Here is a 19,908-nt window from a genome sequence, read left to right on the forward strand (position 1 = left end):
GAGTAACGGACTCTGAGGGGCGCAGCAGGCAGGTGTTATTTCTTCTTTTTGTTCAGTCTCAGCAGCCGGAATTCCTTGTTCTCCCATTGCTTGAGCAGCGGGTAAGGATCGAAGGCCCACTCCGTAATGCCGCGGTCACGGTAAATGCCATAATGCAGGTGGGGCGGGAACTTGCCCTGTGTGCCCGGGCTGCCATAGCCTGAGCTGCCGACCCAGCCGATGGTCTGTCCCGGAGTGACAATATCCCCGCGCAGCAGGGACTTCTCATACCCCATCAGGTGGGCATAATAATGGTAGCGGTTCTCGATATCGCGGATACCGATGCGCCATCCGCCGTAGCGGTTCCAGCCCTTGGTCTCCACAATGCCGAAGCAGGTGCTGCGCACCGTCAAGCCATGCGGCGCGAACAGATCCGTGCCTTCGTGAATGCGCGCGCCGCCCCAGCTCCGGCCGGTTCCCCAGGTGCTGCGGTAGGCATAATTGGTCCCGATCGGCAGCGGAAATGCACTGCCGGACAGGTCCAGCCGTCCGAAATGCTCATATAGCTTGGCGAACTGGGAGACGCGCTGGGCGGCCCGACCGTTGTGATAATACTCCCAGATCCCTATATTGAAATCTGTAGCGGAATCCCCGTACTTGAGCAAGTGGCGGGCCATGCTGTAGAGCACATCCGCATCGCTCTCTGGATCGGCGATGCCGTCTCCCGAGCCGTCCAGCCCGAAGCCGCCGAAGAAGCGGATCGACTCCGGCTGCTTGTCGTCCTGATCCGGATTCAGCGGACCGGACCATACGGGCGCCGGAATCATAATTCCGGTAAGCCGTGGCTTAGCCGCTGCAGAAGGGCTTTCTGCGGCGGCTGTTTTTTTGCTTTTCCTGGCGATGGACCGTTCGTACTGATCGATGGCAGCGAAGCGGTACCAGGGAATGCCGGTTGCCGCGCCCATCTGCTCAAAGAGCTGCTTGCGGTCAGCGGCGGCAGTCTCTTTGCTGTCTGCGGGAGCAGGACTGCCCGAGCTCAGTTCGGGAATTTTATGATAACGGGCAGCTTGGGTGCTTTCGGCAGGACTACCGCTCCAGAGCAGGGCGGCGGCAGACATGCACATCAAGGTTCTGCGGGTGTAGGGGCTATTTAATAAGGCCAGCATGATCTCATCCTCCTGCGTTTGGACGCATGAATTGCATATATGTTTGCGGAAGCGGCACCCGGGCCAGGTGCTTTTCTTTAGATTGAAGCAAAAGGACTTTTTTTATCCATGACTGCTCCAAGGTTCACAAAAACAGGCAAAGGACTACTTCACATGCTATAATATGAGGCAGCAACTTTTGACTGTGAAATAAATTGACATGACATTCAGATCGAAAGCGGGGTCTCATCACTTTGACTAATCGAACAGCCAAACAGCCCAAGCCAGACTGGATCAAAATCAAGTTAACCACCGGTGAGGAATATCAGGAAATCAAGGGTATGATGCGCTCGAAGACGTTACATACCGTATGCGAGGAAGCACGCTGCCCGAATATTTATGAATGCTGGGCGAACCGCACGGCGACCTTCATGATTCTGGGGGATATTTGTACGCGCGCTTGCCGCTTCTGTGCGGTGAATACAGGCCTGCCGACCGAGCTGGACCTGCTGGAGCCGGAACGTGTGGCAGAGGCTGCCGAGGGGATGCAGCTTAAGCATTGTGTGGTTACGAGCGTGGCCCGCGATGATCTGAAGGATGGAGGTGCTGCAATCTTTGCCGAGACTGTGTCCGCGATCCGTAAGCGCCTTCCTCTATGCAGTATTGAAGTGCTGATTCCTGATTTCCTGGGAGACCGAGCGAGTCTGGAGACCGTGATGAACAGCCGTCCGGATATCCTGAACCACAATATCGAGACCGTGGAGCGGATGTCAGACCGTGTCCGGGCCCGTGCCAAATACCGCCGTTCCCTGGAGCTGCTGCGCCGGGCCAAGGAGATGAAGCCGGAGATTCCGACCAAATCGAGTATTATGCTTGGCGTCGGTGAGGAGTGGGATGAGATTCTGCAGGCGATGGATGACCTTAGAGCCGTAGATTGTGATATATTGACATTAGGACAATATCTTCAGCCTTCGCCGAAGCATCTGAATGTGGAGAAATACTATCCGCCCGAGGAGTTCGCGGTGCTGAAGGAAGAGGGCCTGAAGCGCGGCTTCAGCCATGTGGAGGCCGGCCCGCTGGTGCGCAGCTCTTATCGTGCCCATGAGCAGGTGAAGTCTGCTGCCGTGGCCCGTGAGGCGCGTTCCGTTTCACAGGCATAGGTAGGTCTTTTAGTCTATTTGCGTTGGGTTCGATTTTATAAAAACTTGTGTAAACAAGTTTGCCGCGTGACGGAGTCACAGTAGATAGGTTTTGGTTTTTTATGTTTTTAGGTTTTAAGCTTTTTGTTTTAGGTTTTAAGGTTTAGGTTTGTTTTTAAAAGGGGTTGAAGGGTCGAAAGAACCAATGCCGCGATAGCCGGCGAGGTTCTTGGGTGACGTTTGCACCCCCCCTCACGTTGATGGAGTCATGGAGAGGGATTTTGAAATTGTAGGAGCGGCAGCGTCCGCCTTTGTGGTCTGATTTCAACCGCTCAGCGGTTAAATGAGGAAATCAGACCACAACAGCGGCCGGAAATTCAAAATCCCGCGGAATGACGGCTTATCAACGCCCCCCCATTTCTCATTGAAAGGCAGGCGACACACGCTTGATCGTTATAGGTGGAAAAGGTTACGAGCTGATGCTCGATCATAAGGATGGCTGGAACCCGGAGGCTTTTCGCGGAAGATACAGCGAAGTGCTGGAGCGGTACGATTATATCATCGGTGACTGGGGCTACAGCCAATTGCGCCTCAAAGGCTTTTACCGGGATAATCACCCTAAAGTGAACCGCGACACGGCCATCTCAGGCATGGTGGATTATATTAACGAATACTGTAACTTTGGTTGTGCGTACTTTGTGCTGCATAAGCTGAAGGAGTCTCCGCAGGAGGGAAGCTTCAAGGATATTCTGATCAAGGAAATCCCGGAGCCGGGGCTAGACGAGGATCTGGAGCAGGATGCTGAACAGGTGGTAACGGTAAAAGAACACCGGGAGCCGCAGACGAAGGGTACAGGCCGGGACAGGGATGCCGCAGGCGGCTCTGGCCGGGAGCATGCAACCAAGGACAGACCGGTGCGTGAGCACCAGAGCCGCAATCACCGCAACAAAGAAGGCCAGGGCAAGAAGAACCATAAAGAGTTCCAGGGCAGAGGCCAGGGCGGAAATCAGGGTAATCCTAACTCTAAGCAAAACAGAGAACACAATCCGAAAAGACCCAACAGGCAGGATAACCAGAATCAGAATAAGCAGGATAGACCGGAGAAGCAGGACAACCAGAACCAGAACCAGAACAGACAGGATAGTAACCAGAACAAGCAGGACAGACCAGACAATAACCAGAGCAAACAGGACAACTAGAACGATAGCCAAGGGTGACAGCATGTACCCCCGGCTTCTCAATGTAACTCAAAAAGCCTCCTCAGCACATTAGCTGAAGGGGCTTTTTCTAATTCAATGGGCGGGCGAGAGGGCACGGGCCAAATGTATGCGAAAAACAGCATACAATTGCTGTCACGCAGGCATGTGGCTCGAATGTATGCGAAAAACAGCATACATTTTCTGGCGCGCAGGCGTGTGGCTCGAATGTATGTGAAAAACAGTATACATTTTCTGGAACGCAGGCGTATGGCCCGAATGTATGTGAAAAACAGTATATATTATCTGGCGCGCAGGCGTTTAGCCCGACTGTATGCGAAAAACAGCATACAGTCGGTGAGCTGATGCTACCGCGCATGGGCCGAACGAAGCACAAATAAGCAAAAACAGGGGCACTAATGCCCCTGTTTTTACCGGATGCCCCCGTAAGCGGGCAGATTCTATTTCACAGCTAATTTCAGCTGTTTCAGTGAAGCATTGTAGCTCCATACGAGCGCAGGGAACTTTTTCTTGAAGGCATTCAGCTCGATGAAGGACTCTCCGTCCTGGAACAGCGCCTCCTTGGAGGCCAGGGTGAACCCGGATACGTTACCGGCGCCGGTGGTCAGCATTACCTTTTTGTTCTTGGCATCCCAGGAGACCTCATTCTCCACTAGCGCGGCGAGGACACGGGAGGCGGCATACACCTTATCGCCCTGCTTGATCAGACCTACATTACCGGCAAAAGCAGTGCCGTTGATATCCAGGATATGATGGTCACCAGACGCGACAATCTCTTTCATTCCGGCAATTTGCAGAGCGGTAATCAACTGGGCAGTTTTGCCCTTGACCTCGATATCAGGCGCAAGCCCGATATGGTTGAAGTCCTCCTTGTTCGGAGTCAGATACTTCATGGTGGTCAGCTTCAGCTCGCCGCCTCCGGACATGGGAATCAGGCTCTGAATCCTGGCCTTTCCGTAGGAGCGCGTGCCTACAACTGTAGCCAGCTTGTTGTCACGAAGCGCACCGGTTAAGGCTTCGGAGGCGCTGGCCGTATATTCATTGGTCAATACAACCACAGGCACGCCGATCTTGCTGCCGTTCGTAATTGCGACCGGCTTCAGTGTACCGGTCTGATCGGAGGTGTACATCATAATGCCGGCATCCATGAATTTCGAGACGATATTCTGGGCGCTGTCCATGTAACCGCCCGTATTATCTCGCAGATCAAGAACCAGCGATTTCATACCGCCTGAACGCATTTTGTCCAGCGCTGCGGAGAATTCCTCATCGGCAGTCTGGGTGAAGCCGTTGATGGAGATGTAGGCGATTTTGGAGCTAAGCATCTTGCTGGTTACGGAGCTTGTAGCAATCTCGCTGCGGGTAACCGTATAGGATTTGTTAGCTCCGTTTCTCTGAATCAGCAGAGAGACCTTCGTGCCCGCTTTGCCGCTCAGCTCATCGCCGTTCGTATCAGCCACCCGCACGCCGTTGATCTTGAGAATGGAGTCGCCGCGCTTTAGCCCCGCGGCCTCGGCCGGTGAACCGCTCATGACCTCTTCAATATATAGCTCTTTGGCCGTATACATCAGCCGGACACCGATGCCGACATATTCCAGATCGACCTGATGACCGAAGTCAGCAGCCTCCTCCTTCGTGAAGTATTGGCTATAAGGATCGTCCAATGTGCTTACCATACCGTCAATTGCACCGCGGATAAGTGTATCCTGGTCCACACCCTCAACGTTGTAATACTCCAGATATTGCATAATTTCATTGATGATCTCCGTCTTCGAGGCTTGCGCCGCTTCTGTAGAGGCAGCAGCATCTGCCGCTGAAGCCGCAGGGGCCCAGGCGATGGATAGCGCCAGACAGCCGCTTAAGAGTGCGGTAACGATTTTGGCTGATTTCATGAGTTCATTACATCCTTTAGATGAATTTTTGAATTTAGGACTGCGCGTCGAAGCCGATATGATAAGTAGTGTCGATCGTCCAGGCACCGCTCTCCGGCTTCGAGAGCAGGAGGATCAGGGACTCGGTATAGGTCTCCTTCGATTCACCATCCGTAATTACCACTTCCGCATAGACTGCTGCTTCATAGTCAGTGTAGTAGAAGACATTGGAGGCGGACACCGTATAACTCAGCTCGTAGCTGATGAAATAATCACGCAGCTCATCTTTGTACGAATTATCATTCTCCTCCCCGTACGAGGTCATCACGGCAAGGACTTTATCTATATTACGGTCATTCATACCCTGGTAGTATTTGCTCAGCGTATCCTTAATCCCGGTCTGATCATCCTGTGGAAGCACAGCGGGCTTCATGCCTTGTTCGCGCGTCAGCAGCACAGAGGATTCCTGCAGCTCCATTTCGGAGATCTTCCACGCGCCGTCTTGACGGAACAGTGTATATAAATATTCATACTGCTCATCCGGAGTATAATAACCGCCGGTTCGTACTGCTTTTTCGACAGTATAGACCGTAGCTTCATTGCCTGTAACACTGAGAACTTTAAGACTCTCAATCGTGTTCTTGATGTCATATAGCTCGAACTGGGCATTCATATTGCTTACAGCTTCCGTTTTGTCGGCTCCTGCATCGACAAGCGAATAGAAGCTGCTGGCCTTCTCTTCATTATAATATTGGTTAGCTAATTGAATGATAGCCTTGATCTCCTGCTCACTGGAGGCGGAGGACGGCGATACGGTGATCTTCACGCTACGGCTGGCTGCATCCCAGACCGCTGTGCCCCCGGTGGCTTCGGCAATGAAGCGCAAGGGTATGTAAGTGGTCCCGGCGTTCGATACAGGAGCGACTGTAAGCTGCTTGACGGTTCCGTTGACGCTGGCCCGCTTGCTGCCTACCTTAAGGCTGATATCCAGCCCTGTTCCGGTGCCGGTTACCGTGCCCGTCTTGGAGTCCCACAGCACCTGCAGGCCAAGCTTCTCAAAAACAACGCGGAAAGGCACAAGCACCGTATTATTCTTCAGATATGGAGTGCCTGCTGTGAAGGCAAGATTACTGCCGTTAATATACACTTTAATGGGTTTGTCTGCGGCAAAAGCGGGAACCGCCAGCACAAGAGCCAGCAGGCTGATGCCTAGCAGGGATACTAATTTCTTCAATAGATTCGCTCCTTCAAATAGAAAACTTTGTAAAATAGAACCATTATACCATTTGGAAATTCCGTCTGTCTATTTATTCTAAGGGTTACTTCCAGGCTCAATAGAGTTGCCGTCAGCCGGCATGATAAAGCCGGAGATCGGGGGCATCTCCGGCTTTACAGGCATATACTAACTAGACCAAGAAGGCCTCCCGGACACGGTTCCAGAACGGGAAAGGGCGGTAACGGGCGAAGCTGATTTTGTGATCCGCGACCTGAGCACGTACCGAAATCAGATCATCCACCGGAATATTATTATGGTCAATGGTCAGCAGCAGGCGCTGATCCTTGCGCGAGAAGATATCGCAGTGATGATGCTTGGGCAGCATTAGCGGCGAGCCCATGGTGCGGAATACCCGGTTATTAATGGAGGCAATTTCAGCAATCTGCAGCGCCTCGATCGAGGGGTGCACCATAGCGCCTCCCAGACTTTTGTTATAAGCGGTACTGCCGGAGGGTGTGGATACACACAGGCCGTCCCCGCGGAACATCTCAAAGGTCACATCATTAATATCCACCTGGATCACAACCGTCCCGTCCACGCCCTTAAGGGTGAATTCGTTCAGGGCAATGTGCTTGCTGGAGCCGGATTTCTTATGTATTTCCAGTTCGAGCAGCGGGTACTGTACGATACGGGGTTTATGCGGCCCAACCTCTCCGCACATGTAATCAATCAGGGACGGCAGCTCTTCGGCCTGCCAGTCCGCATAGAAGCCCAAATGGCCGGTATGCACGCCAACAAATGCGAGGTTCGGGATCTGATCGATAAACGTATGAAAAGCGTGCAGCATCGTGCCGTCACCGCCAATAGAGATCACGATTTCCGGTGACTTGGCATCCAGCTCCAGATTCCGGCCTTGCGCCAGCTTGTGAAATTGCTCCGCTAGTTGGATGGATAATTCATCTCCGCGGTCCAGAACATAATATCTCAAGGTGTACAGGCTCCTTTGTGTAATTCAGTCATACACCGATCATAATCAATCTTGACCCGGAACACAATATTAGCGCTGTGAAAAGCCGGAATCCGCTTCAGTGCTGCATCAGTAGAGCCGTGACATATCGAATTAGCTGCGGTGCGCATAAGATTGCCGCCACAGCTTCCCCAGCAGAAAGACTACCAGTGACAGGGCCAGCATGACTGCAAGCAGAAGGCAGAGCAGGCTGATGCTGCTGATCAGTGCAGCTTCTGGAGCGGCCAGCCCGGAAGCGGCGGGTAGTACGGACCACTGACCGGCCAGTCCCGAGCTGACTACCGGCTTCCAGAGCAGGAGAAGCAGAACCGCTGAGAGCAGGGCATGCACCAGGCGGGCGGCCATGAACGGGAGATAGCGAAGACCGGTACCGTTCAAGATACTGGCGACCTGCGCATGAACCGACAAGCCGCCCCAGGAGAGGATGAACGCTGCCGCCGCTGCCTTGAACTGCAGCGGAACGCCTCCGGCAGCTTCGCCCGCCGACCGGGCGCCGAGCGTCACCTCGAATAAGCCGCTGACCAAGGCGGCTGAGAGCTCAGGCGGGAAGCCGGCCAGCGACAGCAGGCGTCCGGTCATGCTGAACAGAGAGGACATTACGCCGGCACGGGCGAGCAGCTCCATCAGCACATTGAAGAAGACAACCAGGCCGCCGACAACAATAATAAGCTGGAGTGAGGAGGTAACGGCACTCTTCAGCAGCTCGCCGAGACTTCTGCCGTCTACCCGGCGTGCATGTGCCATCGCGTTCAGGGCAGTCCGCAGCCTTCCGGGGCCTTGTCCTTCCGGAGATGCAGAAGAGCTGCCTGAATGGGGGAGGGCGGTGTTCTCAGCTGCTGCTTCCGGCCCGCCCCGGCCATGGAAGGACATCAGCAGACCTACGATGAGCCCTCCCCCGTAATGGGCAAGGGCAAGCACAAGCCCCAGAGAGGCATCGTGAAAGAATCCGACAGAGACCGCACCCAGCAGGAAAATCGGGTCCGAGGAGGTCGTGAAGGCGACGAGCCGCTCGCCTTCGATTCTGCTAATCATTCCCTGCTCGCGCAGCTTGGCGGTTAATTTCGCGCCGACAGGGTATCCTGATACATATCCCATTGCTAGGGCGAAGCCGCCGCTGCCGGGTATATTGAAGAGCGGGCGCATCAGCGGATCAAGCAGAGCGCCGAAGAGATGGACGATGCCGAAGCCCAGCATAATTTCAGAGATGACGAAGAACGGGAACAGCGAGGGAAACAGCACATCCCACCAGACGGCGAGCCCGCGCAGCGCCGCATCCAGAGAGCTAGCGGGATGGACCAGCATCAGCAGCATACAGCCCGCCAGCACGATCCCGAGCAGCGGGCTTGCGATTTTGTTCAGAGTCATCGGTTTCTCGCCTCCAGTTCTATGCTTAGTTGTATGCCGAAAGCTGGACAAACAGCACAAAAAAACGAGGAAAACGGTTACATTTACCGGTGCTTTTTCACTGAAATTATGGTATTATAAACTTAATTAATGCACATCTTGTTGAGATGGATTTTCAGGGATGGAGTGATGGTGATGAGTGTGGTTGCCGGAGTGCTCGTTTGTGCTTTTGTATATGTGATCCGGGTCTCCCTTGTCCCGCCTGGTGATGAAGATTTTAGAACATACTGATTAGCTTACGAGCGCTGAACTCCGGTTTGGCGCCTTTTTTTGTTCAAATTTTTATTTTCATAGGCTTAGCAGGCATGTCTTAAGGCAGGGATAACTGTGCAGCCTGTTTTTTGGTATAATAATAAGCAACTGCTTATCAGATTAATACGGAAGAAGGCGAAACCTCCAAATGAATCCGAAAGAGAGCCTGTATGACAGCCTGGGAGGCGCTGAGGGAATTCACCGTCTGGTGACTCTGTTCTATGCCAAGGTGCAGCTTCACCCGCAGCTCAGCCCGTTATTCCCTGAAGATATTACTCCGGTGCTGGAGAAGCAATATCAGTTCTTGAGCCAATTCTTTGGAGGCCCTGCCCTGTTTTCCGAGCAGCACGGCCATCCCATGATGAGAGCCAGACATATGCATGTCCCCATCACTCCTGCTCTGGCGGAGGATTGGCTCGCCTGCATGAAGGCGGCGCTGGAGGAGATTGGTGTGGAGGAGTCCCTGCGTACGTTTGTCCTGAGCCGGCTGGCGGGTCCCGCCCATCATTTTGTCAATATGCCCCATGAATAAAGTGTAGTTGTGAAAGGATGAGGGCACCCGTGCCGGAATTAATACCGCTTTACTCGATTAAGGTTACCTGCTGTAACTGTGAACATGAATTTTCAACCTCAAGAGTACGTCCCAGCCTGAAGAAGGCCATCCGCCGTGATGCGGACTTCTGCTCCTATTACAAGGCGGAGAATCCCGATTATTATGTGGTCCGGGTCTGTCCGAAGTGCGGCTTTGCCTCCACGGAGAATTCAGCGGACAAGCTGGCTGACTGGCAGCGGAAGTCCTTCGATGCACAAGTAGGAAGACGGTGGCAAACCCGCGACTTCGGAGAGAAGCGTAGCTGGGAGGAGGCTCTGGAGACGTACAAGCTGGCGCTGATCTGCGCGCAGAGCATTAAGGACAAGGAACGTATTATTGCCAGCCTGCTTCACCATATTGCCTGGCTGTACCGTTATCAAGGGGATTCGGTGCAGGAGAAGCGTTTCCTGGCCTATTCGCTGGACGAGTATGTGAAGGTGTTCGAGAATGATTCATCCGGTGGAAATGATGCGCGGCTGATGTATCTGATTGGTGAGTTGAACCGCCGGATCGGGGAGTTCGCCGCTGCTGTGCGGTGGTTCTCAAGGGTCATTAATGACCAGCGGATTACGGACGCGGCCATGATCCGGGCTTCGCGCGAGCAGTGGGCCATTCTGCGTGAGCAGATGCGCGGGCTGGACGTTGATCCGGACGGGCTTCCCGCAGGTACATAGAAGGCGGAGTGAGGGTGTCAGAGTGTCTATCCGGTATACCGGAACGCAAAAAGGCGTAGAAGGGATGCCCCTTCTACGCCTCTGCCCGCTTAAGCGGGGCGAACTGCCGGACAACCGCGTTTAGCGGACCGCCCGGTCAAACAGCAGGTAGTCATTGTCATTGTCAATGACGGTGGGACTTGCACTGCAGCAGGGAAAGACCAGCAGCTTTTTTTTGCCGTCACGCACGTGCTGCAGCTCCTTGGGTTTCATCGGCAGAAGAACATTCTCATGGTCGCAGAAGGGGCAGTATTGCACGTACATGTCGCCAAGAATAATGTCATAAGGCCAGGTATGGCTGAAGGGGATCATTGCTTGTCCTTCTCGTCAGAGGGAGCAGGCACGCTGCCTTCGGGGGTCTCGCTAGCAGCTTTCTTGGATAATTCAGCGATCTTTTGCAGCAGGATATGTTGGGGCATATGCATCAGGTGTTCCAGCGGAACGCCGAGTTGTTTCGATAAGGTGATGGCCGTCTCCGGCGATATTTGCAGTGGCTTCATTAGGATGCCCTCCTTACAATTAGTGGAGTATCATGATTCACTTTACCATGGCTGTACCGCAAATACAAAGAAAACTACTCTATAACGAAGGAATGGTGAGTATACATGAAACAACCGTTATCACTGACATGGGAGCTGGAATCGATTTTTCCGGGAGGCTCTGCCTCCCCGCAGTTTGAGAGCTTCCTCAGCCAGCTCGAATCCGATATTGAGCGCCTGCGCACACAGGTGGCTGCCGCTGCCGCACCGGCTGATGCGGCTTCAACGAAGGGGCTGGACCCGGTCATTGGGCTGCTGCAGAGCTGTGCCGGACGCCTTACACAGGCCTCGGAATTCGCCGGTTGTCTGGGAGCACAGAATCAGCTCGACAAAGGGGCGGTGAGACTGTCCTCCAAGGTAACGGGGCTGCGCGCCGGTTATGAGGGCATCAGCGCTGCCTTCGATAACGTGCTCCGTCAGACATCTGACGCGGTATGGGCCGAGTGGATGGCCCGGCCGGAGATTGCCCCGCTGAATTTCGTGCTCAGTGAGAGCCGGAATCTGGCCCGTGAGAAGATGAGCCCGGAGCTGGAGAGCCTGGCGCTTGAGCTTGCCGTTGACGGCTATCATGGCTGGAGCGAGCATTATGAGACGATTGTCGGACAGATCCAGATTCCTTGTGAAGAAGACGGGGAGCAGAAGCTGCTCTCTGCCGGGCAAGCCTTCAACAAGCTGGCGGATGAGAATCCTGAGGTGCGCAGTACGATGTTCCGCAAATGGGAAGAGGCCTGGGGCGGGGCGGCCGACTATTGTGCAGATACCTTGAACCATCTGGCAGGCTTCCGCCTGAAGCTGTACAAGGGCCGCGGCTGGGAGGATGTGCTGAAGGAGCCGCTGGGCATCAACCGGATGTCCCGCGAGACCCTGGATGTCATGTGGGAGGTAATCACGAAGAGCAAGCCTGCCCTGGTATCTTATCTGAAGCGCAAGGCGGAAATTCTGGGTCTGGAATCACTCGCCTGGGTCGATGTGGATGCGCCAGTGGGCAAATCCTCCGGCAAAATTCCCTATGAACAGGCAGCCGCCGACATCGTGACCCAGTTCCGCAAATTCAGTCCGAAGCTGGCGGATTTCGCCGAACGCGCCTTCGACAAGGATTGGATCGAGGTCGAAGACCGGGCCGCGAAGCGTCCGGGGGGCTTCTGCGTCTCCTTCCCGGAGAGTAAGGAATCCCGTATATTCATGACCTACAGCGGTACGCCATCCAATGTGTCCACCCTTGCGCATGAGCTGGGCCATGCCTATCATTCCTTCCTGCTGGAGGACCAGCCTCTGTTCAACCAGAACTATGCGATGAACGTGGCGGAGACAGCTTCTACCTTCGCGGAGGTCATTGTGTCGGATGCTCAGGTGAAATCTGCGTCGGACAGCGAAGAGAAGCTGGCGCTGCTTGAAGCGAAGATCCAGAACAGTGTGGCGTTCTTCATGAATATCCATGCCCGCTTCCTGTTCGAGACCCGCTTCTATGAGAAGCGCAAGGCAGGCCTTGTAAGCAGTGAGGAATTATCTGCGCTGATGGAGGAAGCCCAGAAGGAAGCCTTCTGCGGGGTGCTCTCCGAATATCATCCGCATTTCTGGGCATCCAAGCTTCATTTCTATATCACAGATGTGCCGTTCTACAACTTCCCGTATACGGTAGGGTATATGTTCAGCACAGGTCTTTACCGGCTTGCGCTGCAGGAAGGGCCTTCCTTTGCCGGTAAATATGACAGCCTGCTGCAGGATACCGGAGTGATGACGCTGGAGGATCTGGTGTCGAAGCATCTGGGCGTTGATCTGTCCAAGCCGGATTTCTGGCAGGGGGCGGCGGATTTAATCGTTGCCGATATTCATGAATTCCTGGAAATGACGGAACAACGCAGCTAAGAATTTGTCGGAAATGAGACGAATTGTTTTTTTGCAGTAAAATGATGGCGGTTGAATATGGTGTGAATGCGAAAAGACCCCGGTTTCGGGGTCTTTTTATGCTGTTAATTTGTCGATAAATGGCGACAAAAGTTTGTATTTTGCTATTAACACTAAATAATTTGCGCATTTATAGGGACTATAACCCAATTATGTTTAATAATGTTGTACGTGTTTAATTAGTACCCTATAATGAGCCTAAAGCCTTATATAAGCGCTGCTAGACCCACAAAATTCAAACAACTGCTTACGAAGCAAGTGTTGTGTGAAGCAGAGCCATGAGGCTGCATCACCCACAAGACTTTTAGGAGGAAATGCATGTGAGGACGGAACAATTATCGCTTGCAAGACAGATGGATCTGGTATTTCATGAGCTGCAGGAGGAATTGTCAGGACTGAATTCAGGGACCGTATTTGTACAGATCAGGAATAATATCATCGGCAAGTTCGGGGTCCGCCACAATCCGCTCGCCGGACGCAGCGGAAGCTTCGCAGCCGGGCAGGAGGGGCTGACTTCAGGCCAGCAATCCTCTTTCCGCGTCATGGCGCTGGAGAGCCTGAAATATAAGAAACGGTGGACACATGGAGAGATCAGCTACGAATTTGCTGTACGCCAGGGAATGGTGGTGGTAGATGCCACGCTGGAGTCCAATTACAATATGGCGAATCTGATGATCCGCTATCCGCGCAGCAGCCACGGCGATGTCTCGGATCAATCCTTCGGCTGATTCTATATACATATAGAAAAGCCCCCCTGCGCTTCGACGAGAAGCGCGGGAGGGCTGTGAAGCTGCTCGGTCTATGCCTCACGGCTTAGACGGTTTGTAAAGATAAGGTAGCGATTACGAACGACCGGACAGTTGTTGCTCTGCCAGTTGCACCAGACGTTTGGTGATATATCCTCCCAAAGAACCTGTTTCGCGGGAAGTATAGTTCCCATAATAACCGTCAGCCGGGATAGTTACTCCAAGCTCTTGTGCTGCTTCATATTTCAACTGCTGCAGCGCTGCATTCGCTTGAGGAACGACCAGGTTGTTAGAACGGCTACCACGACTTTGTTGACCTGCTTGACCCATGTGTGCTCACCTCCTTCGCCCGTTGTGAAGATAGTATGAGCGCGGGAGGGAGAATTCATGCACGGATGTTGAAGTTTTATAGGATGGTAATTATTATGAAATTTATAGTTGCGGGTAGATCATCTGCAGGGTGCCTCCCAGCACTAGCGTCTGTCCGGGTTCAAGCGTGATCAGCCCGGTAGCGGAGGCGTCCTGCTGGAGATTAGGTGCATCCGGGAGCCAGGTGAGCGGTTCAATGCACAGGAACTGGTCGGCCTCGCCTTTGGTATAGAGAATCCAGTGGCGGAAGAAGTCAGGATCGGCTGAGTAACGCAGCCCGTATCCATCATCCCGCATCAGCACGGCCTCGGCAGGCTGGCCCTCTGCTATACGCAGGATGGTATCCAGGTCCGCACCTTGAAGATTCAGCCGGGTGTGCAGGCCCGTAAGCTCTCCGAGCGGCAATAGCTGTCCGGTAGGCAGGAGATCCTCACTCAGCTCGCAGACGGCTCCGGCAGGAAGGGTAACATTCCAGCGGGACGGGGTTCCGTCAAGCATGAACCAGGTATGGTAGCCTGCGCCAAAAGGAACACGCTTGCTGCCGAGATGAGTGACCTTAAGCGTCTGCTGCAGCCGGTCATCCTGAAGCCGGAAGGTCATTTCAAGCTTCAGCGGCTCGGGGAATTGTCTGATCCACTCGGGATCATCCGTGGTTATGAACTCAGTGGTGACCGCGCAGCCGAACTCGTCCTCCTCAATATCACTGACACACCAAGACTGGGCACGGTGCAGCCCGTGAATATGATGTTCTCCCGCATTCCGGTCGAACTGATAGCTTGTGCCGTCGAAGAGGAAGCTTCCGCCGCGTATGCGGCCAGGCGGCACAAGAAGCGGGAGGCCGAAGTGATAAGGCTTCTGCATATATGATGCCAAGTCGCTTTCTTCAGGCTGACGGAGGATCTGCCGCTCCATGGTGCGGTCCCATAATGAAATTACGTTATTACCCAGCCGGGGCAGAAGCGTGACTTCCAGTTCCCGGCTATGCAAAATATACGTATCATAACCGTTCCATTGCCCTTTGGTCACCTGTTTCATAAGAGATATGCTCCTTTGATAAGCTGTAATCAGATTACATACACACGAATACCTTTATCATACCAGATTTATCCGGCGGAGGTTAGGGATTTGACAACTTCTCCGAGCCGATCTATGATGGAGGCATCAATTAACACAGGTAACGCGATGACAGGGACAAGTAAGCATGGACTGTACCTCCAGAAAGCCGGTGGCTGATGTGAACCGGTGGTGCACCTTTGACTGAATGGACCCTTGAGCGCCGCGCTCGAACAGGCTGCAGAAGCCTTAAGTAGACCGGCCGTCTCTTCCCCGTTAACGGAAGCCAAGGCTGTTTGCATAGATCCCTCCGGGGACTCCAGGCAGCGAATAAGGGTGGTACCACGGTCTCACGTCCCTTGCGGATGTGGGGCCTTTTTGCGTTCCTTGCGCCAGCGGACAATTATAATGATGATGGAGGATAAGAGGATGGCTAAAAAAGTATTGTCGGGCATACAGCCCAGCGGTTCACTCACACTCGGTAATTATATCGGGGCAATCAAGAATTTCGTCAAGCTTCAAAAGGAATACGAATGTTACTTCATGGTGGTCGATCTGCATGCCATTACGGTAGCCCAGGACCCCGCAGCTCTGCGTGAGAATTCGGAATCGGTAGCCGCGCTGTATCTGGCTGCAGGCATTGATCCATCGATCGCGCATGTCTATATGCAGTCCCATGTGCCGCAGCATGCCGAGCTGGGCTGGATTCTGACTACGCTCACTGCCATGGGTGAGCTGGAACGGATGACACAGTTCAAAGATAAGTCTGCCGGCAAAGAATCCGTGGGCGCAGGTCTGTTCGTCTATCCGTCGCTGATGGCCGCCGACATTCTGGTCTACAATGCGGATCTGGTACCGGTAGGCGAAGACCAGAAGCAGCATCTGGAGCTGACACGTGACCTGGCGGGACGCTTCAATCACCGGTTCGGTGACTTCTTCACCGTCCCTGAGCCGTACATTCCGGAGGTCGGGGCGCGGATCATGTCCCTGGATGACGGCACCAAGAAGATGAGCAAAAGCGATCCCAACCCCGGCAGCAGAATCGGACTCCTGGACCCGCCTGATGTAATCCGCAAAAAGATTAGCCGGGCCACAACGGATTCCGGCCGTGAGGTTATTTTCGACCCGGCGGCTAAGCCGGAGATCAGCAATCTGATGAGCATCTATGCCGAGTGCTCGGGAATGAGCCTGCAGCAGATTGCCGACAAATATGAAGGCCAAATGTACGGCGGCTTCAAAAAAGAGCTGGCTGAAGCGGTCGTAGCGCTGCTGGAGCCAATCCAGCAAAGATATCAGGACATCCGGAGCTCAGGGATGCTCAGCGATATTCTCGCTCAGGGTGCCGAAAGTGCACGCATAAGTGCCGCCCGTACGCTGGAGGGCGTGAAGGAACGGATGGGCTTCCTGCCTACCCGTTAAGTTAAGGGGCAGGCTGGTTGCTCTCCGCCTTGCGTCTCAGCCTGGCCTTGACGATGAAGCCCCAGCCGATGTTAAGCACGCACAGCGCGCCGAGCAGCAGCGCCAGCCAAATGTTATAGCTGATCGAGATGGAAGCTGCTGTGAGGAGTAGAATTGAAGAGCAGGCGAACCACAGTGACAGACCTTTACCCATATATTCCAGCCTTCCTTTCTGCTTCAAATAGTGTACAAGTGAATCCCGGTGTGCCTCGCAGCATGCCGGGATTTTACGTAAAGTGAGCGTATATAGGCTTTGAATTGTAACCGCTTTTGTTGTTGATTGTGCCTTATGCGGTCCCGTTACGTCAAGAGGGCTGCCCCAAGCAGCCAATTCATTCCTGGCTTCCGGGACAGCCCTCTACATAGTGATAACCTGTGCTAACCTGCTACAGCTTGACGGTTCCCGGATCAACGGCGAAGCGCTCATCCAGCTTCTCGCTGCTCAGCCAGCCGACATAAGTATTCAGCGGTCTATACTCATGGTCCATGACCAGCACAGCCACGAACGGGAATTGCTTACGGTGTAAATAACGGACATCTCCCCAGCGTACAATATAACCAGAGGGCAGCTCCTCCACCTCCGCGACAGCGTACGAGGTGAAGTACAGGAAGGCCTGGATATCCGGATGGGATTTGGAATGCTCGACGGCGGGGTGAGTGGAGCACACCGCATGCTTGAACCATTCCAGCCGCCCGCTGTTCAGCAGCCCGACATTGTAGCTGCCGTCCGGCTTGGCTTTGACCAGATTCCACCGCGTTGGCGAAATGGTCGGGATCACATAGTAACGGTCGCCTGCACTATGGTGAACATCCTTGTTCTTGATGCTGCGGGTAATGCGGGCATGAACGAGGGTCCGCCAGATGTAGTACAAGACGATGCAGGCATACAAGGTGATGAACAGGGGAGCGGGCGGCACCATTCCGCTGATCCAGAGAATAATCGCCGCTGCATGGCTGCCGAAGATAAACGGATCGAAGATATGGATGATGTTCCAGGCGATCCATTTCTCGGTGAACGGGCGTGCGGCCTGAGTCCCGTAGGTGTTGAACAGATCGGAGAATACATGGACGGCAACGCCGATGAAGCTCCAGAGCGCGATATGGCTTAAGGTGCTCAGGTCCGTGAAGCCGAACAACGGCCCGATGACCACGGTGATCAATGCCGGCCACAGCAGTAAGAAGGGCAGGGAATGGGTGATCCCCCTGTGATTGCGGATGTATACCGCGTTATCCTTCAGACGAAGGGCGGTATCGGCATCCGGTGCCTGAGAAGCCAGTACAGTAGCTACCATCACCGCTCCGGCAAGCGTACCGTTCGAAGCGACGAGCGGATCGACGAAGGACAGACCTGCAAGTCCAAGTCCCATAACAAAATGTGTGGCAGTATCCATTAGTCAGATCTCCTTTGTACGGAAGTTCTCTATTAATAACTACCCATTATTGGGCTAAGTTATTTAAGGACGGGGAAATAAATATCGTCACGTAATTGTCGAATTAATGAACATCTTGGTCAATGATTGTCAAAGTCTTTCCCAGTTTGCTATGATAAAGTTAATAGCGGAGTGTAAGAAGTTCCCTAGAAGGAGGAACCCGATACGTGGACAATCAATTGAGATATCAAGCTTCTTCTGATTCCGCATCAATGTCTGCCAAGTCTCCACCGGAAGGTGCAAGCTGGCGCGACTTTATTACCGTTACGAAGCCCGGCATTATCCGCTCCAATCTGATTGCGGCCTTCGCAGGCTACTGGGTGGCATCAGGCTGGGATGTACAGTATGGCCGTCTGATTCTGACTTTGCTCGGCACCATGCTGGTCATGGCTTCAGCCTGTGTCTTCAATAATTATTTTGACCGCGATTTGGATATGAAGATGGAACGGACACGGGAACGCGGGCTGCCTACAGGCAGGCTGAAGCCGACAACGGTACTTATCTATGGCATTGGACTCGGCATTGCCGGGCTGGCCGTACTGTTCGCATTCTGCGGCGTGCTGGCCGGATTGTTCGGCATAGTCGGCATGTTCGTATATGTTGTAGTGTACACCCTTTGGCTCAAAAGAACCTCTACCTGGAGCACCTCGGTAGGTGCGATCTCGGGGGCCATGCCTCCTGTCATCGGCTATGTGGCTGTTACAGGAACAGTGGATCTCGGCGCCTGGCTGCTGTTCGCAATGCTCTTTCTGTGGCAGCCGCCCCATTTCTGGGCGCTTGGCATCCGCCGCAAGGAGGAATACCGGGCTGCAGGATTCCCGCTCCTTCCGGTTGTCAAGGGGACGCGCCGCACCAAATTCCAGATGATTCCTTATGTGGCGCTGCTGCTGCCGGTGCCGGTGCTGATGTATGCCTATGATTATGCAGGTATTTATTATCTGATTGTATCACTGGTCTTGTCGGTTGGCTGGCTCTACTTAACCCTCATCGGATTCAAGGCAAAGGATGATGAGGTCTGGGCGAAGAAAAGCTTCCTCTTCTCCATTAACTATCTGACCTTAAGTCTGATTGCCCTTGTGCTGAATACCATTCATGTGTAAGCATTCTTAGGATAGAGGGGGAAGGTGTCCTGTGCAGACCTTGAAACGTTACAAATGGACCTGGCTGTTGCTGCTGCTTGCAGTGATTATGGCGGTCTATCTGGCAGTCAAATCATTTGATTTCGGAGGTGAGAAGCTGCCGGTCATCGGTCAGGTACAGGACTTCTCCCTGGAGAATGTGGACGGGAAGCAGATCAGTCTGGCGGATACGGCCGGCAAGGCAAGGCTGGTCTATTTCTTCTTCACCGTCTGTCCCGATGTGTGTCCGATTACCACCTATATGCTGTCAGAGACGCAGGATATCCTGGTTAAGGACGGCAGCTTCGGCAAGGACGTTGAATTCGTCTCCATATCTTTCGATCCGAAGAATGATACCCGAGAAGCCATCAAGGCCTTCGCCGACAAGTTCCATGCCGATTACAGCGGGTGGTACTTCCTGCGCGGGGATCAGGAGCAGGTACGCAAGCTCGCAGCGGAATCCTTCAAGGTGTTGATCTACGGCACGAGCAAGGATGATTTCGCTCATGCGAACCTCATTGGTCTGGTGGACAAGAACAACCAGCTTCGGGGATTGTATGATGCCGGGGATACGGAGAATGTAACGCCGGAGTTCCTGGCCAGAACGGTCAAGAAGCTGGCCCGTGAATAGCATAGGCATGAAATAAACGAGGGTGTCCGTGGAGCAGTGGAGCTGCTGCACAGGGCACCCTCGTTTTGTGATGAATGGTTAAGAATGTATATGCTTCATGCGGT

20 protein-coding genes are annotated in these 19,908 nt (G+C 53.6%); 9 read left to right on the forward strand and 11 right to left on the reverse strand.

Going from position 1 to position 19,908, the window contains the following annotated elements:
* Positions 1-35: 35 nt before the first annotated feature.
* Positions 36-1,145 carry a M23 family metallopeptidase gene (locus tag MKY96_RS01985; protein WP_340938244.1) on the reverse strand — a complete coding sequence of 370 codons (1,110 nt, stop codon included), beginning with the start codon at positions 1,143-1,145 and terminating at the stop codon, positions 36-38.
* 233 nt (positions 1,146-1,378) lie between these two features.
* On the opposite strand from MKY96_RS01985, the gene lipA reads away from it, so the two are divergent.
* The gene (gene lipA, locus MKY96_RS01990) at positions 1,379-2,284 is read left to right on the forward strand and encodes a lipoyl synthase (RefSeq protein ID WP_340938246.1); all 906 of its coding nucleotides are present in this window, start codon (positions 1,379-1,381) and stop codon (positions 2,282-2,284) included.
* Positions 2,285-2,709: 425 nt separating this feature from the next.
* Positions 2,710-3,462, forward strand: coding sequence for a YutD family protein (locus MKY96_RS01995; RefSeq protein ID WP_340938248.1), 753 nt, complete (start codon positions 2,710-2,712; stop codon positions 3,460-3,462).
* Between the two features lie 458 nt (positions 3,463-3,920).
* On the opposite strand, the gene MKY96_RS02000 is transcribed toward MKY96_RS01995, so the two are convergent.
* The 4 genes from MKY96_RS02000 to ylbJ all read right to left on the reverse strand — a co-directional run bounded on the left by MKY96_RS02000 (position 3,921) and on the right by ylbJ (position 8,959).
* A complete protein-coding gene (locus tag MKY96_RS02000; RefSeq protein WP_340938250.1) occupies positions 3,921-5,372 on the reverse strand; it encodes a S41 family peptidase in 1,452 nt (483 codons plus the stop codon).
* Between the two features lie 34 nt (positions 5,373-5,406).
* Complete coding sequence (locus tag MKY96_RS02005; protein ID WP_340938252.1) at positions 5,407-6,585, reverse strand: stalk domain-containing protein; 1,179 nt, start codon at positions 6,583-6,585, stop codon at positions 5,407-5,409.
* A 172-nt stretch (positions 6,586-6,757) separates the two neighbouring features.
* Positions 6,758-7,555: an NAD kinase gene (locus tag MKY96_RS02010; RefSeq protein ID WP_076081552.1), complete on the reverse strand. Its 798-nt coding sequence runs from the start codon at positions 7,553-7,555 to the stop codon at positions 6,758-6,760.
* A 132-nt stretch (positions 7,556-7,687) separates the two neighbouring features.
* A complete protein-coding gene (gene ylbJ / locus MKY96_RS02015) occupies positions 7,688-8,959 on the reverse strand; it encodes a sporulation integral membrane protein YlbJ (protein WP_340938254.1) in 1,272 nt (423 codons plus the stop codon).
* A gap of 439 nt (positions 8,960-9,398) precedes the next feature.
* Here ylbJ and MKY96_RS02020 point away from each other — a divergent pair, with 439 nt between their 5' ends.
* Entirely contained in the window at positions 9,399-9,782 is a 384-nt protein-coding gene (locus MKY96_RS02020; RefSeq protein WP_340938255.1) for a globin domain-containing protein, read from the forward strand.
* Positions 9,783-9,799: 17 nt separating this feature from the next.
* Positions 9,800-10,516 carry a DUF2225 domain-containing protein gene (locus tag MKY96_RS02025; protein WP_340938256.1) on the forward strand — a complete coding sequence of 239 codons (717 nt, stop codon included), beginning with the start codon at positions 9,800-9,802 and terminating at the stop codon, positions 10,514-10,516.
* Between the two features lie 120 nt (positions 10,517-10,636).
* Here the strand turns inward: MKY96_RS02025 and MKY96_RS02030 are convergent, their stop codons facing one another.
* Together MKY96_RS02030 and MKY96_RS02035 are read right to left on the reverse strand one after the other, a co-directional pair.
* Positions 10,637-10,867, reverse strand: a complete 231-nt coding sequence (locus MKY96_RS02030; protein WP_340938257.1) for a hypothetical protein — start codon at positions 10,865-10,867, stop codon at positions 10,637-10,639.
* Positions 10,864-11,055, reverse strand: coding sequence for a YycC family protein (locus tag MKY96_RS02035; protein ID WP_036722071.1), 192 nt, complete (start codon positions 11,053-11,055; stop codon positions 10,864-10,866). The genes MKY96_RS02030 and MKY96_RS02035 overlap by 4 nt, the downstream gene beginning before the upstream one ends.
* A gap of 105 nt (positions 11,056-11,160) precedes the next feature.
* Here MKY96_RS02035 and MKY96_RS02040 point away from each other — a divergent pair, with 105 nt between their 5' ends.
* Both MKY96_RS02040 and MKY96_RS02045 read left to right on the forward strand, forming a co-directional pair.
* A complete protein-coding gene (locus tag MKY96_RS02040; RefSeq protein WP_340938258.1) occupies positions 11,161-12,960 on the forward strand; it encodes a M3 family oligoendopeptidase in 1,800 nt (599 codons plus the stop codon).
* Between the two features lie 353 nt (positions 12,961-13,313).
* A complete protein-coding gene (locus tag MKY96_RS02045; protein ID WP_036722066.1) occupies positions 13,314-13,727 on the forward strand; it encodes a hypothetical protein in 414 nt (137 codons plus the stop codon).
* Between the two features lie 114 nt (positions 13,728-13,841).
* Here MKY96_RS02045 and MKY96_RS02050 read toward each other — a convergent pair whose 3' ends face one another.
* Together MKY96_RS02050 and MKY96_RS02055 are read right to left on the reverse strand one after the other, a co-directional pair.
* Positions 13,842-14,075 (reverse strand): alpha/beta-type small acid-soluble spore protein, encoded by a 234-nt coding sequence (locus MKY96_RS02050; protein ID WP_036701727.1) that lies wholly within the window; start codon positions 14,073-14,075, stop codon positions 13,842-13,844.
* A gap of 102 nt (positions 14,076-14,177) precedes the next feature.
* The gene (locus MKY96_RS02055; protein ID WP_340938260.1) at positions 14,178-15,149 is read right to left on the reverse strand and encodes an aldose 1-epimerase; all 972 of its coding nucleotides are present in this window, start codon (positions 15,147-15,149) and stop codon (positions 14,178-14,180) included.
* A gap of 447 nt (positions 15,150-15,596) precedes the next feature.
* On the opposite strand from MKY96_RS02055, the gene trpS reads away from it, so the two are divergent.
* Positions 15,597-16,586, forward strand: coding sequence for a tryptophan--tRNA ligase (gene trpS / locus MKY96_RS02060; RefSeq protein ID WP_340938262.1), 990 nt, complete (start codon positions 15,597-15,599; stop codon positions 16,584-16,586).
* Position 16,587: 1 nt separating this feature from the next.
* On the opposite strand, the gene MKY96_RS02065 is transcribed toward trpS, so the two are convergent.
* The gene (locus tag MKY96_RS02065; protein WP_340938264.1) at positions 16,588-16,779 is read right to left on the reverse strand and encodes a hypothetical protein; all 192 of its coding nucleotides are present in this window, start codon (positions 16,777-16,779) and stop codon (positions 16,588-16,590) included.
* A 232-nt stretch (positions 16,780-17,011) separates the two neighbouring features.
* Positions 17,012-18,016: a metal-dependent hydrolase gene (locus MKY96_RS02070; RefSeq protein WP_340938266.1), complete on the reverse strand. Its 1,005-nt coding sequence runs from the start codon at positions 18,014-18,016 to the stop codon at positions 17,012-17,014.
* A gap of 206 nt (positions 18,017-18,222) precedes the next feature.
* Here MKY96_RS02070 and cyoE point away from each other — a divergent pair, with 206 nt between their 5' ends.
* Positions 18,223-19,155 carry a heme o synthase gene (gene cyoE / locus MKY96_RS02075; RefSeq protein ID WP_340938268.1) on the forward strand — a complete coding sequence of 311 codons (933 nt, stop codon included), beginning with the start codon at positions 18,223-18,225 and terminating at the stop codon, positions 19,153-19,155.
* A gap of 31 nt (positions 19,156-19,186) precedes the next feature.
* Positions 19,187-19,804: an SCO family protein gene (locus MKY96_RS02080; RefSeq protein ID WP_143803800.1), complete on the forward strand. Its 618-nt coding sequence runs from the start codon at positions 19,187-19,189 to the stop codon at positions 19,802-19,804.
* Positions 19,805-19,908 lie beyond the last annotated feature (104 nt).

Source organism: Paenibacillus sp. FSL R7-0302 (assembly GCF_038006885.1).
In the GTDB taxonomy this organism is placed as follows: Bacteria; Bacillota; Bacilli; order Paenibacillales; family Paenibacillaceae; genus Paenibacillus_AQ.